The organism is Rhizorhapis sp. (assembly GCF_035276005.1).
In the GTDB taxonomy this organism is placed as follows: Bacteria; Pseudomonadota; Alphaproteobacteria; order Sphingomonadales; family Sphingomonadaceae; genus Rhizorhapis.
The window spans coordinates 19,487-31,950 of sequence record NZ_DATEMB010000050.1 but is presented as its reverse complement, the minus strand read 5'-3'; the positions used below and the strand labels follow the sequence as shown (position 1 = coordinate 31,950).

Below are 12,464 nucleotides of genomic sequence, written 5' to 3'. Positions count from 1 at the left end.
TCTTCTCTGTTGAAGAGAGCGTACGTCATTTTTTTCTGCTCGCAATAAATTATTTGAGGCCGCCGCCCAGCGAACGGTAGAGTTCCACCAGATTGGTCGCACGCCCGAGCCGCGTGATCACGAATTGCTGCTGCGATGCATAGGCGGTTCGCTGGGCATCGAGCGTGACCAGGAAGGAGTCCACCCCTACCCTGTAGCGGGCTTCTGAAAGACGCGATGCGACCAGCGCCGATTCTGTTCGCGCGGTTTGAGCCGCTATCTGCTCGTCGATCGTTCCCCGCTGAGCGAGCGCATCGGCCACTTCGCGGAAGGCGGACTGAATGGCTCGCTCATAGGATGCAATTGCCCCTTTTTTGGCTGCCTCCGCGAGGCGCACATCGGCCCGGCGCCTTCCAGAATCGAAAAGCGGCAGCGAGAGCGCTGGGCTCGCCGAATAAGTGAAGCTACCCTTGTCGAAGAGGCCAGATAATGCAGTGCTGATGGTCCCAAAGGCTGCGGTCAACGAAATCGTCGGGAACATGGCCGCGCGAGCAGCGCCGATATTGGCATTTTCGGAACGAAGCTGGTGTTCGGCCTGAAGCACGTCAGGGCGCCTCAACAGCACTTCGGACGAAAGGTCCGCCGGCAAGTTCTGGAGCGTTGCCTCCCCTCTACCCAAGCCGTCCGGCAGCAGGTCGGCGCTGACAGGAGCGCCGACGAGAAGGTCCAGTGCGTTCTTGTCCTGGGCAATCCGTGTCTCCAGCACGGCAATGTCGTTGCGGGCTGCCTGGTAATTGGTATCAGCCTGCCGCGCCTCGAGCTCCGAGACCACGCCACTACGGAATTGCGCCTGGGTGAGCGCGCGCGTCTGCTCGAAAGCACGCAGCGTCTCCCGTGAAAGCTGCAATTGGTCCTGATCGGCCGCAAGAGTCAGCCAGGCGGTCGCGATTTCGGCGATGATGCTGATGCGGGCTGTGCGCTGTGCTTCCTCCGTCGCGAAATATTGTTCCAGCGCGGCAGTGCTGAGGCTGCGGACGCGACCAAAAAGGTCGAGTTCGAAAGCCGAAAAGCCGACATCCGCCGAGTAGATCTCCAGATCCTTGCTTCCTCCCCCTGCAATGGCTCCAGTGGCCGATCCGCTGGTGGGACTGTCGGTGAAAGTGGCCGATCCGCCTGCGTTTATAGTGGGCAGCCGGTCAGCGCGCTGAATTCGGTAACGTTCGCGGGCCTGCAGCGCGTTTGCCGCCGCGATCCTAAGGTCCCGGTTATTTTCGAGCCCCTGCGCGATCACGTGGCGCAGCCGCTCATCGGTAAAGAATTCGCGCCAGCCGATACTGCTCACATCCGGTGCATCGGTTGCCGCCGCGGGATAGACCCCGCCTTGCGGCAGAGCCGCCGGTACGGCTTCGGTGGGACGGACATAGGTAGGTGCCAGACTGCAGCCCGCAAGCACGGTTGTGGCAGCCGCCAGGGCAATAAGAGACTTGTGATTTATCATATCAGGCTCCCTGCACCGCCGGGGTGCCGTGCGGATCTTCGGCAGCGGTAATGTCCGCCTTTCCGCCCTTTCCGAACAAGCGCAGCACGACGATGAAGAACATCGGCACGAAGTAGATGGCAAGAACGGTGGCGGACAGCATGCCGCCAACCACCGCGCGGCCGATTGCATTTTGACCGCCTGCGCCTGCGCCCGTGGATATTGCAAGCGGCAGCACGCCAAACACGAAGGCCAGGCTGGTCATCAGGATCGGGCGAAGGCGCAGCCGTGCCGCAGCGACCGCCGCTTCGAAGGGACGAAGGCCGTCCCTGATCCGCTCCTCGGCAAACTCAACGATCAGGATCGCGTTCTTGGCCGACACGCCGATCGTGGTGATAAGGCCAACCTGCAGATAGATGTCGTTGTTGAGTCCGGTGAGCGTCGCCGCGATCAAGGCACCGACGACACCGAGAGGAACCACCAGTATGACGGAGATCGGCACCGACCAGCTCTCGTAGAGCGCAGCAAGGCACAGGAACACGATCAGAAGCGACAGCGCGTAAAGGGCCGGCGCCTGACCGCCGGACAGGCGTTCCTCATAGGACAGGCCGGTCCATTGGAGGGCCGTTCCGGGCGGAAGCTTGGCATGGATCTCTTCCATCGCCGCCATCGCCGCACCGGTGCTGACGCCCTGACCCGGCACACCTTGCAGCTGCATGGCAGGCTGGCCATTGTAGCGCGTGAGCTGCACCGGTGCCTGCGCCCAATCGAGCGTTGCGAAGGCGGTGAACGGCGCCATCGTTCCGTTTTGCCCGCGAACGTAGAAGTTGCCGATATCCTCCGGTACAAGCCGATAGGGCTCGTCCGCCTGAACAAAGACGCGCTTCACGCGGCCGCGATCGATGAAATCATTGACGTAGGAGCCGCCCCACGCGGTGGAGATCGTCGAATTGACCACGCCGATGTCAAGGCCGAGCGCGCGCGCCTTGTCCTGGTCGACCTTGACCTTGAGCTGAGGCGCATCCTCAAGGCTGAGCGGGCGGACTTGCGCGAGGCGCGGTTCCTGCGCAGCCATGCCGAGCATCATGTTGCGCGCCTGAAGCAGGCCCTGATGGCCGATGCCGCCAACATCCACGAGCTGAAGATCAAAGCCGGTGGCGTTGCCCAGTTCCTGTACGGCAGGCGGAACAAGGGCGAAGATCATCGCATCCTTGAACTGGCTGAACGATCCCATTGCGCGGTTCGCCATCGCTTGAGCGCTGTTTTCGGCGCCCTCGCGAAGCTCCCAGGGCTTTAGCTGGACGAACGCGATGCCCGTATTCTGACCTTGGCCGGCAAAGGAAAAGCCACTCACCGTGAACACGCCTTCGACATTCGCCTTCTCATTTTCAAGGAAATGATCGCGCACAAGGGCGAGCGCTTCTTCGGTGCGGGGCATGGTGGCGCCGGACGGACCCTGGACCAGCGCGATCATGGAACCTTGGTCCTCGTCGGGCAGGAAGCCCGTCGGCAGGCGCCAGAAAAGCAGCCCCATGCCGATGACGATCAGCGCATAGATCGCAAGTGAGCGCCTCCAATTGCGCGCCGTGCCGCGAACACCTTGTTCGTAGCGCTCCGTGCCCCGGTCGAAGAGGTCGTTGAACCAGCGAAAGAAGCGCGCAAACAACCCATTGCCTTCATGCTTCTTGGGATCGTGCGGCTTCAGGATCGCCGCGCACAAGGCCGGAGTGAGGGTCAACGCCACCAATACCGACAAAGCCATGGCGGAAACAATGGTGATCGAGAACTGGCGGTAGATGACGCCAGTCGATCCGCCGAAGAACGCCATTGGCAGGAACACCGCCGACAGCACCATGGCAATGCCGATGAGGGCGCCGGTAATCTCGTCCATGGATTTTCGCGCAGCGGCCTTGGGGCTAAGCCCTTCGGTCTGGATCAGCCGCTCCACATTCTCCACAACGACGATGGCGTCATCGACCAGCAGGCCGATGGCGAGCACCATGCCGAATAAAGTCAGCGTGTTGATCGAGTAACCGGCGGCCGCCATCACTGCGAAAGTGCCGAGCAGCACAACCGGGACCGCGATCGTCGGGATCAAGGTCGCCCGCCAATTCTGCAGGAACAGGAACATCACCAGGAAGACGAGCACGACCGCCTCTACGAGAGTGTGCACCACCTGCTCGACCGAAAGGCGCACGAACGGCGTGCTGTCGAACGGATAGACCACCTTCACATCGGCAGGGAACTGCTTGGCGATCTCCTCCACCTGCGTCTTGACGGCATCAACGGTCGTCAGGGCGTTGGCGCCAGGAGCGAGCCGTATGCCGAAGCCCGAAGCAGGTTTGCCATTATACCGCGAATCGAAACCATAGGTTTCAGCGCCAAGTTCGACCCGCGCGACATCGCGCAGGCGCACCACGGCGCCGCTGACATCGCTTTTTAGGCGGATACCGCCAAACTCCTCAGGCGTCTGGAGTCGCGACTGGACGGAAACGGTCGCGTTCAGTTCCTGCTCGCGTGGTGCAGGCAAGCTGCCGAGCTGACCTGCGGAGACCTGAGCGTTTTGCGCCTGCACTGCGGCGGTCACGTCGGCGATGGTTAGTTGATAGCTGTTGAGCTTTACCGGATCGACCCAGATGCGCATTGCATATTGGGTGCCGAACACCTGCAGTTCGCCAACACCATCGACGCGGCTGATCGGATCCTGCAGGCGCGAGACGATATAGTCGGCAAGGTCATTCGCCGAGTGAGAGCCGTCCTTGGAATAAAGACCGCCGATCAGCAGGAAATTGGCGCTCGATTTGGCGACCTGGACACCTTGCCGTTGCACCTCCTGAGGAAGCAGGGGAGTAGCGGCCTGCAGCTTGTTCTGCACCTGAACCTGAGCGATGTCGGGATCGGTTCCCTGTTCGAAGGTCAGTGTGATGCTCACCTGCCCGGCGGAGGAGGAAGAGGACGAAAAATAGCGCAGATTATCGATGCCTTTGAGCTGCTGCTCAATGATCTGCGTGGTCGTCCGCTCGAGCGTTTCGGCATCCGCGCCTGGATAGCTCGCCGTTATCGTCACCGCCGGAGGCGCGATGGTCGGGAATTGCGAGATCGGGAGCGACTGGATCGACAGGACTCCCGCCAGCATGATGATGATCGCCAGGACCCATGCAGAGATGGGACGGTCGATGAAGTAGCGTGCCATCGAAGTTACTTCCCTTGCGCGTTAGCAGTGCGGCCGTTGCCGGGGGACCAGGGCTGCGCGTTGACCGGCATTCCGGGCCGCAGCATCATCGCGCCTTCCATGATGACCTTGTCGCCGGCGCGGAGGCCGCCTGTCACGAGCCAGTCGGCGCCCACGGTACGGGCTGCCTTGATAGTGCGAAGCTCAGCCTTGTTGCCTGTGCCGACGACCATAACGGTCGCACGGCCCCTCTCGTCGCGGTTCACCGCGCGTTGAGACACAAGGATGGCGCTGCTCTTGACGCCTTCAACCAGTTCTGCACGCACGAACATGCCAGGCAGCAGCAATCCATCGGGATTGGAGAACTGCGCCCGGATCGTCTGCGAGCCGGTGGTGGGGTCAACGGTAACGTCGGCAAAGCGGAGCGTTCCCTCCATGGGATAAAGCGATCCGGTCTCCAGCCGGAGCCGCACGCGCGCATTGCCGTCGCTCGACAACTTGCCCGATATGATCTGCTCGCGCAGGCGGAGGAGGTCCGCACTTGATTGCTGAATGTCGACATAGATCGGATCAAGCCGCTGGATGGTCGCGAGCGGCTCAGGCTGGGCTGCGGTTACCAGAGCGCCAGTCGTGAACACGGACCGGCCGATGCGGCCGGAAATCGGCGCCCGGATGGTGGTGCGTACAAGATCGATCTCGACTGACCGAAGCGCCGCCTGCTGAGCGGCCACGTCTGCCTGCGTCTGCCGGGAGGCTGCAACGGCGTTTTCATATTCCTGCCGGGCAATGGCGTTGATCTTGACGAGCTCGCCGTACCGCCGTGCAAGCGACTCGCTTGCGCCAACCCCGGCGCGCGCCCGGGAAAGCGCGGCGCGCGCGCTTGCCGCCTGCGCTTCATAGGGCGCGGGATCGATTCGGTAGAGCGGCTGCCCCTGGCGGACATAATCTCCCTCAGCAAACAGCCGGGCCCGGATGAGGCCGTTCACCTGGGGGCGCACCTCCGACGTTTCGTACGGAGAGGTCCGCCCCGGCAGCTCGGTCGTAAGGGTGACGGGCTGCTCGCGAAGGGTAACGAAACTCACCGGAACCGCCTGCTGCGCATTCTGCTGCGCCTGTCCGTTGAGGTCCCCGCAGCCAGCCAGTGCCAAGAGAATAGCCGCCATTCCAAAGGGCTTTATCATCATGCTTGATTCCGATATGAGGATATGTAAGTGAACGATCACTCACAAATGCTGCTAATGCGAAGAAGGGGGTCGCGTCAAGCGATTTCGAAGGAGAGAAATGGAAAATGACTGAACCTCGGTTATGTTCGGCTGATCGATCATCACGTGCCGAACTGCGTCGGCGGAAACTCATCGACACGGCCCGTAACTTATTTATAGAACGAGGTTTTCATGCGACTGGCGTTGCGCAGATCGCGCGAGAGTCCGGCATCGCCGTGGGTCAGATGTATCGCGATTTCGCTTCGAAGGAGGACGTTGTCGCCGCGCTGGTGGAGGAAGATTGCGCCACCTTCCTTCGTGCCGATGCGCTGAAAAAGGCGATCAGCAATGGTGACTCCGATCATATGATGACCTGGCTCCTCAGTTTGCTGGAGCCTCACACTGATCGGGAGGGCAAGCGGCTGTTTGCTGAGATTTTGGCCGAGTCCGCTCGCAATGAGCGCATTGCCGCGATCTTCACCTCACTTCAGCTCGAACTGCGCGCAACGATTCTCGCCGCGCTTGCCCAACTCGCCCCTGATCCAAAGTTGGAGAAACAGCGATCACTGTTGGCCGACATGGTTCTGACCTTCTCTCTAGGTATCCTCCACTATGAACTCATGGTCCCGGACCTAGGAGTGCAGGCGGTAGTCGAAGAAATGCAAAATTTCATGGTGGAGCGGGTAAAGACCCTCTCCAAGGCTTGACGCGCAGAAAGCCGCATGCCGAGCAGAAAGCTTTACAACAATTCAGTCCGCCGCCAGAAGGGAAATATGCTCGGCAGGCTGCGCAAAAGGATTGATCCCTACATCGTCGCGATGTTTGCCGTCGTGCTCTTGGCAACAATCCTCCCTGCCCAGGGGCGGGGCGCGACGGTCGCCGGGATCGCTGCCGATGCCGGGATCATTTTCCTGTTTTTCCTCTACGGGACGCGCATTTCACCCACCGCGGCCTGGCAAGGCTTGCGCAACGGGCCGCTGCAGATCTCCGTGCTGCTGAGCACATATATGATGTTTCCCGCGCTCGGCTTTATTCTGGTCCACCTGCTGCCCGCCGGACTTCCACCCGCGCTGACCACCGGCGTGATCTTTCTGTGCCTGCTGCCGTCCACAGTGCAGTCGTCGATCGCCTTCACGTCCATCGCCCGTGGCAATGTTCCTGCTGCGCTCTGTGCCGCGTCGGTCTCCAGCATCGTTGGCGTTTTCCTGACGCCCATCCTTGCGGGCTGGCTGCTTGACACCGCGGGAGTGAAATTATCCTTCGGCGTTCTTCGGGACATCGTCGCGCAGCTATTGGTGCCCTTCCTGGCGGGTCAGTTGCTGCGCCCCTGGCTTCAGCATTGGGTGCAGAAGCACAGGACGGTGCTTGGACTCGCCGATCGTGGCTCGATCCTGCTGATCATCTATGTTGCCTTCTCAAAGGGGATGGTCGACAATATTTGGCAGGCGATCGGCATAAGCGACCTGTTGGTAGTGGGGCTCGTGCTGACAGTGCTGCTCGGGCTTGCGCTGGGCATCACGATAACGATGGCGCGCCGTATCCTGCGTCTTTCCCGCGAGGATGAAATTGTCCTGTTATTCTGCGGCTCGAAGAAGTCGCTGGCCAGCGGCTTGCCAATGGCGAGCGTCATTTTGCCTGGCCCCCAACTCGGCCTCATCCTCCTGCCGCTCATGCTTTTCCATCAGCTTCAATTGGTCGTCTGCGCATTGCTTGCGCAGCGCTACGCCGCACGGCCGGCCCCCTCCCCTCCGGTCATAAGCCCGATGCAGAGCGAACCGGGCCTCGAGGTTCAGTCAAGATTGAGTGACGCGTCATAGCCCAACAGGCGGGCGGCGCCCCAGCGGGATCGCGCGAACCTTTGGCATTAGCGTCGATCCCGCCGAGCTACTTCTTACAGCCCGGTTTCAGAAGCGAATACCCAGTCCTGCAACGACCTGATGCCGGTCCAAATCTATGTCCACCGAATTGGGCGATGTGAAAAAGTCATCGTCGAAAGACAGATCATCATAGTTGGAATAGCGATATTCCAGCTTTGCATAGGCACCTGATCCGACGCCCAGCGAATTTCCGAACACATGTTCAATGCCTGCGCCGATCCTGTACCCATCGACCGTCTGGTCTGCATCGGTCGTGAAATCGACATCATCGTCAGGATCAAGATCGTCGATGGCCGCGTCAACCTTGGTGCTGGTATAGCCGCCCTTGATATACAACAGCATATTGGGATTGACCCGCATACCCACGCGCGCACCTACATATAGATCGCGGCCGATACTCGCCCGGTAGGCAAAGGGCGCATTGATTACCTCGTCGGTATCCTGATTCCCGGTCGAGTCCGAAAACTCACCCTCGACCCCAGCCACAAATCCGCCAAGATCGAAATCAAAGCCCGCGCCCACGCCATAAAGGAACCCATCGATGGACTGGTCTATGTCCTCACTTCCATCCTCATCTATATCGGCGTCGCTTCCGTTGCGCAGCGTATCATAGCCGCCAAGTGCCTCTATTCGAAAGCCGGTAAAGGGCGATGGCTCCTGGGCTTCAGCCGGTGTGGCCAGTATCGCAGCGCCGCAGCCCAGAAGTGCAGTTGCAAGAACTTTCCTCATGTCGCTCCTCCAAGATGATCTTGTCTATCCCGCCTGAAATGCGGAACCTTCGATGAGGTTAAACGACGGTGGCCGGGGCGTCGGCAGCGAATAAGCTAATGTATGTAGTTATTTAGCTCGCATTTGATGGCGAGGTGTTACACTGAAAACACAAAATTGCCCCCTAGCCCTTCCCCTGCCCTTCCGCTAGCAGGCCGCCATGTCCGATCCGACCACTTTGAACCGCCTGTATGGCCGGCGCCAAGGTCACAAGCTGCGCGCCGGGCAAGCACAATTGCTTGAACAACTGCTGCCCCAGATAGAGGTGCCTGAAGAAGGGCCAGTGAGTTCCCGCCTTCTGTTCGGGGACGACCGGCCGCTTCATTTCGAGATCGGATTTGGTTCGGGAGAACATCTTGCCTATCGGGCCGATTTGCTGCCCGATCACGGCTTTATCGGCTGCGAACCTTTTCTGAACGGTGTTGTAGGCGCGCTCCAGCACATACGCGTCGGGTTCGTCCCGAACATCCGCCTGCATATGGGCAATGCGCTGGACATATTGAGCCGGGTGCCAGACGGTGCGCTGAGCTTTGTCTATCTGTTGCACCCCGATCCTTGGCCAAAGGCACGGCATGCAAAGCGGCGCATGATGAACCATGGGCCGTTGGACATGATCGCGGCCAAGCTCAAGCCGGGTGGCGAATTCCGACTCGGCACTGACCATCCGATTTATTGCCGCTGGTCGATGATGATCATGAACCAGCGGCGCGATTTCGACTGGTTGGCGCAGGCACCCAAGGACTTTCTGGTCCGTCCGGGAGGGTGGCCCGAAACGCGCTATGAGGCAAAAGCGCGAAGGCTGGGCCACGAGGTCTGGTATTTCCGCTACCGCCGGAATGAGCGTCTGGCTGGTGCGCGGGGATAGGCGTGGGGCGCAACTTCCTTCCTTGGCAAAAGCAGTGCACCGTCAAGCCCCTCAAGGGCGAGTTGGATCAGTTCGCCGGCTTGGTGGTGTCGACCTTTTCCACCCATTCAGGGTAAAAGGTCGGCTCCCGGTTGGACCAGCCAGGCGCCGTCGCGGCGGCTTCGCTGATCGATTGCAGGAGAACGCGCCGCTTGTCCGGGTGCAGGTGCGGAAGGCTCGCCGCCGCACAAAATGCGCCGGGCAACCAGGGCCGCGCCGCCGCCCCGATCAGCCGTTCATAAAGGAACCGGTAGCTGCTGAAGCTCTGCAACCGGTCCTGCCCCAGATCGAAAGCGGACAGCGTCACCAGCGGCGCCATGAACGGCTCCACCTGATCCAGGCCGCTGTCATCAGGAACCAGCGACTTGATGTAGTTCAGCCGGTCATACATACGCACCTGCGCACGGATGCTCGCCGCCTCTACAACGTCGCGCGACCATATCTTCAATGCGTCCTGCCGGTGAAGCCCCACGTCCAGGGACCTTCTGATATATCTCTGCGTACCGGCGGGGAAGCTTGCGAACTCCCGCATTTCAGCGAGGGTTATCTCCCCGTCCGCAGGTCTTGCACTAATGCCCATGCTCTTGCCTCCGACATATAAAATGCCCGATCAGCCGAACATGCGCCTTCTATGGTTACCGTAGGATTAAGGTACCGCCCGGCTGATATTCACATCCGACCAGATTTCGTTTTGCGCCGCAACATTAAAATCCGGCCGACGCGTTCAATATTGTGGATAACGGCAATGCACGAACCTGTTTTAGCTCATTTTTTGCTATTCTGCTCCCCTTCCTTATCCTCTTCCCAGTCTTCTGGCCGATAGCCGGAAGATGGCATGGGGCGGCCATCATCGCCCTTCCGGGCGACGCTTGGGGGATCGGAGGCGTCCATGGACTCGATGATGCCTTCGTCCAGTTCTTCCTCTTTGGTCATAAGTTCACCGGCCTTTTTCGGACGATCCCTTGAGTTTCGCTTCTGCATGTTTCCATCCTTTCAAGAAGGAAACGGATCAGCAATTTCCCGGTTCCCCCTTCCTGATTTGCGCAAAACCGCTGCTTTCGACAAACAACATCCACTCTTCGATGCATGACGATGGCAGGGGGCAGACAGCAGACCTGCATTTGGGGTACTGACCGAAAGGATGGGCAGCACCAGCGAAGTTGAGGAACAGCGGGGCGTTTCGCCTCTTGTCGCGCTCTATTCCATTTTGGGCTTCTGGCTTTTTTATATGGTGGTGGTGACCCTCCGTTCGCTGGTGGTGGGTTTTGAAGCGCAAGGCGAAATGGCCCTCCGGCGGGGCGTGGTGACTCTCATCGGGATCATTATCACCTGGTGCCTCTATCTGGTGCTGCGGCGATTTGACCGGAAATCTCAACCAACCAGGATCATAACAGCCTTCGTGGCGGCAGTACCGGGTGCGGTCCTGATCGCGCTCGCCAACTATTATGTGTTCAACATCTATGATCCCTCAGGACTGATGGAGGACTATCCGCCGGCCAAGGCAGCGATGGCGAAGGAGGAAGATCATGCAATCAAGGACATCGCCGAGGTCGCCCTTTCCCGCTATTTCTTCCTGTCAGCCTGGGCCGCTCTCTATCTGGCCCTATCCTATGCGGGAGAAGTAAGGCGATTCGAGCGCCGCGCCGCCCGCTATGAACAGGCGGCGCAAAAGGCCGAACTGCGATCGCTGCGTTATCAGGTGAATCCCCATTTCCTGTTCAATACGCTCAACTCTCTTTCCAGCCTGATCATGAAAGACCGGCGGGATGAGGCCGAGGCGATGATTCTCAGCCTGTCCCATTTTTACCGAAGCAGCCTGATGGGCGACCCGCTCGACGATGTGCCGCTATCCGATGAGGTGAGGCTGCAGCAGCTCTACCTGGATATCGAGGCGGTGCGGTTTCCGGACCGTCTGATCACCAGGATCGATATTCCAGCCGAGTTGATGAGCGTTTGTGTGCCGGGGCTCATTCTTCAGCCGCTGGTGGAGAATGCCATAAAATATGGCGTATCGCGTGCCGCACGGCCAGTGACTGTCACGATCAGCGCGCAGGAGAAGGAGGGACAGCTCCATCTATCCATCAGTGATGATGGCGACATCATCCCTGGGGACGAGGACAAGGGCAATGGTATAGGCCTGGCGAACGTTCGGGACCGCTTGGCGGCCCGCTTCGGCGAAAAGGCCAATATCCGATGGTATAGGCCTGACGGTTCCGGTTTTGTGGTTGAACTCAGCATGCCTATAATAGCGGATGACTGCTGATTCTGGACCAGAGCAATCGGCACGTCCCTTACGGACGATGATCGTCGATGACGAACCGCTCGCAGTCGAACGGTTACAGATGCTGTGTGCCAAGGAGCCGCGCATCGAATTGGTGGGCATGGCGACCGACGGAGAATCCGCCCTTCGGCTGGTGAAGGGGGTGAGTCCCGATCTGCTGCTGCTCGACATTGCCATGCCCCGCCTTGACGGCATAGGCGTAGCAAGGGCTCTGAGCCACGGTGACAGCAATCCCTCTATCATCTTTGTGACCGCCTTTGAGGGCTTCGCCGTAGAGGCGTTCGATCTGGCCGCGGTCGACTATCTATTAAAGCCAGTGTCGCTTGAACGTCTGGCACGAGCGGTCGACCGTGTGCTGGCCCTCACCAGAGGCGACCGGACACCGCGGCCGACTTCCAAGCCTTCCTTGTGGGCGGAGGAATTCTGGGTTCCCCACAAGGCCGAACTGGTCCGCGTAGCCGCCACCCATATCGATAGGATCGAGGCGGAGCGGGACTATATGCGTGTCTTCGTCGGACCGCGAAGCTATTTGCTGCACCAGACCATCAGTTCGCTGGAACAGAGGCTCGACCCGAAACAATTCATAAGGCTGCACCGCTCCCATATAGTCAGGCGCGGGCATATCGACAGGCTGCGTCACGACGGCAGCGGCGTCTGGTTCGCGCGGCTGCTTGATGGAACTGAGATACGTATCGGCCGCACCTATCTCTCCGGCGCGAAAGCCATTGCCGGACGGTGAGAAAACGCCCCCGGCCTAAGGGTAGCCGGGGGCGCCGGCCCGGGACGAAGGCAAATTCCTCATCC

General features: G+C 60.0%; 11 protein-coding genes. 5 read left to right on the top strand and 6 right to left on the bottom strand.

Features of this window, described 5'->3' with window-relative positions:
• Positions 1 to 49: 49 nt before the first annotated feature.
• From VJS46_RS10870 to VJS46_RS10860, 3 genes are read right to left on the bottom strand one after another with little or no spacing between them, the layout of a single operon-like run.
• Complete coding sequence (locus tag VJS46_RS10870) at positions 50 to 1,477, bottom strand: efflux transporter outer membrane subunit (RefSeq protein ID WP_324060069.1); 1,428 nt, start codon at positions 1,475 to 1,477, stop codon at positions 50 to 52.
• 1 nt (position 1,478) lies between these two features.
• On the bottom strand, positions 1,479 to 4,649 hold the full coding sequence (locus VJS46_RS10865; RefSeq protein ID WP_324060068.1) for an efflux RND transporter permease subunit: 3,171 nt from the start codon (positions 4,647 to 4,649) through the stop codon (positions 1,479 to 1,481).
• Between the two features lie 5 nt (positions 4,650 to 4,654).
• On the bottom strand, positions 4,655 to 5,812 hold the full coding sequence (locus VJS46_RS10860) for an efflux RND transporter periplasmic adaptor subunit (RefSeq protein ID WP_324060066.1): 1,158 nt from the start codon (positions 5,810 to 5,812) through the stop codon (positions 4,655 to 4,657).
• 104 nt (positions 5,813 to 5,916) lie between these two features.
• Here VJS46_RS10860 and VJS46_RS10855 point away from each other — a divergent pair, with 104 nt between their 5' ends.
• Positions 5,917 to 6,537, top strand: coding sequence for a TetR/AcrR family transcriptional regulator (locus tag VJS46_RS10855; RefSeq protein ID WP_324060065.1), 621 nt, complete (start codon positions 5,917 to 5,919; stop codon positions 6,535 to 6,537).
• A gap of 15 nt (positions 6,538 to 6,552) precedes the next feature.
• Positions 6,553 to 7,647, top strand: a complete 1,095-nt coding sequence (locus tag VJS46_RS10850) for a bile acid:sodium symporter family protein (RefSeq protein ID WP_324060064.1) — start codon at positions 6,553 to 6,555, stop codon at positions 7,645 to 7,647.
• Positions 7,648 to 7,734: 87 nt separating this feature from the next.
• On the opposite strand, the gene VJS46_RS10845 is transcribed toward VJS46_RS10850, so the two are convergent.
• The gene (locus VJS46_RS10845) at positions 7,735 to 8,436 is read right to left on the bottom strand and encodes an outer membrane protein (protein ID WP_324060063.1); all 702 of its coding nucleotides are present in this window, start codon (positions 8,434 to 8,436) and stop codon (positions 7,735 to 7,737) included.
• A 199-nt stretch (positions 8,437 to 8,635) separates the two neighbouring features.
• Here VJS46_RS10845 and trmB point away from each other — a divergent pair, with 199 nt between their 5' ends.
• The gene (gene trmB, locus VJS46_RS10840) at positions 8,636 to 9,340 is read left to right on the top strand and encodes a tRNA (guanine(46)-N(7))-methyltransferase TrmB (RefSeq protein WP_324060062.1); all 705 of its coding nucleotides are present in this window, start codon (positions 8,636 to 8,638) and stop codon (positions 9,338 to 9,340) included.
• A gap of 67 nt (positions 9,341 to 9,407) precedes the next feature.
• Here the strand turns inward: trmB and VJS46_RS10835 are convergent, their stop codons facing one another.
• Together VJS46_RS10835 and VJS46_RS10830 are read right to left on the bottom strand one after the other, a co-directional pair.
• On the bottom strand, positions 9,408 to 9,959 hold the full coding sequence (locus tag VJS46_RS10835; protein WP_324060061.1) for a hypothetical protein: 552 nt from the start codon (positions 9,957 to 9,959) through the stop codon (positions 9,408 to 9,410).
• A gap of 185 nt (positions 9,960 to 10,144) precedes the next feature.
• The gene (locus tag VJS46_RS10830; protein ID WP_324060059.1) at positions 10,145 to 10,312 is read right to left on the bottom strand and encodes a hypothetical protein; all 168 of its coding nucleotides are present in this window, start codon (positions 10,310 to 10,312) and stop codon (positions 10,145 to 10,147) included.
• A 208-nt stretch (positions 10,313 to 10,520) separates the two neighbouring features.
• Between VJS46_RS10830 and VJS46_RS10825 the strand changes: the two genes are divergently transcribed.
• Both VJS46_RS10825 and VJS46_RS10820 read left to right on the top strand, forming a co-directional pair.
• Positions 10,521 to 11,642 carry a sensor histidine kinase gene (locus VJS46_RS10825; protein WP_324060057.1) on the top strand — a complete coding sequence of 374 codons (1,122 nt, stop codon included), beginning with the start codon at positions 10,521 to 10,523 and terminating at the stop codon, positions 11,640 to 11,642.
• Complete coding sequence (locus tag VJS46_RS10820) at positions 11,632 to 12,399, top strand: LytTR family DNA-binding domain-containing protein (protein ID WP_324060056.1); 768 nt, start codon at positions 11,632 to 11,634, stop codon at positions 12,397 to 12,399. Before VJS46_RS10825 ends, VJS46_RS10820 begins: the two co-directional genes overlap by 11 nt.
• Positions 12,400 to 12,464 lie beyond the last annotated feature (65 nt).

What these genes read in the sequence shown, in the direction of transcription:
- VJS46_RS10865 (WP_324060068.1), bottom strand. Translation starts at nt 4,649, where the DNA reads ATGGCACGCTACTTCATCGACCGTCCCATCTCTGCATGGGTCCTGGCG.
- trmB (WP_324060062.1), top strand. Translation starts at nt 8,636, where the DNA reads ATGTCCGATCCGACCACTTTGAACCGCCTGTATGGCCGGCGCCAAGGT.
- VJS46_RS10855 (WP_324060065.1), top strand. Translation starts at nt 5,917, where the DNA reads ATGACTGAACCTCGGTTATGTTCGGCTGATCGATCATCACGTGCCGAA.
- VJS46_RS10845 (WP_324060063.1), bottom strand. Translation starts at nt 8,436, where the DNA reads ATGAGGAAAGTTCTTGCAACTGCACTTCTGGGCTGCGGCGCTGCGATA.
- VJS46_RS10835 (WP_324060061.1), bottom strand. Translation starts at nt 9,959, where the DNA reads ATGGGCATTAGTGCAAGACCTGCGGACGGGGAGATAACCCTCGCTGAA.
- VJS46_RS10860 (WP_324060066.1), bottom strand. Translation starts at nt 5,812, where the DNA reads ATGATGATAAAGCCCTTTGGAATGGCGGCTATTCTCTTGGCACTGGCT.
- VJS46_RS10850 (WP_324060064.1), top strand. Translation starts at nt 6,553, where the DNA reads ATGCCGAGCAGAAAGCTTTACAACAATTCAGTCCGCCGCCAGAAGGGA.
- VJS46_RS10825 (WP_324060057.1), top strand. Translation starts at nt 10,521, where the DNA reads ATGGGCAGCACCAGCGAAGTTGAGGAACAGCGGGGCGTTTCGCCTCTT.
- VJS46_RS10820 (WP_324060056.1), top strand. Translation starts at nt 11,632, where the DNA reads ATGACTGCTGATTCTGGACCAGAGCAATCGGCACGTCCCTTACGGACG.
- VJS46_RS10870 (WP_324060069.1), bottom strand. Translation starts at nt 1,477, where the DNA reads ATGATAAATCACAAGTCTCTTATTGCCCTGGCGGCTGCCACAACCGTG.
- VJS46_RS10830 (WP_324060059.1), bottom strand. Translation starts at nt 10,312, where the DNA reads ATGACCAAAGAGGAAGAACTGGACGAAGGCATCATCGAGTCCATGGAC.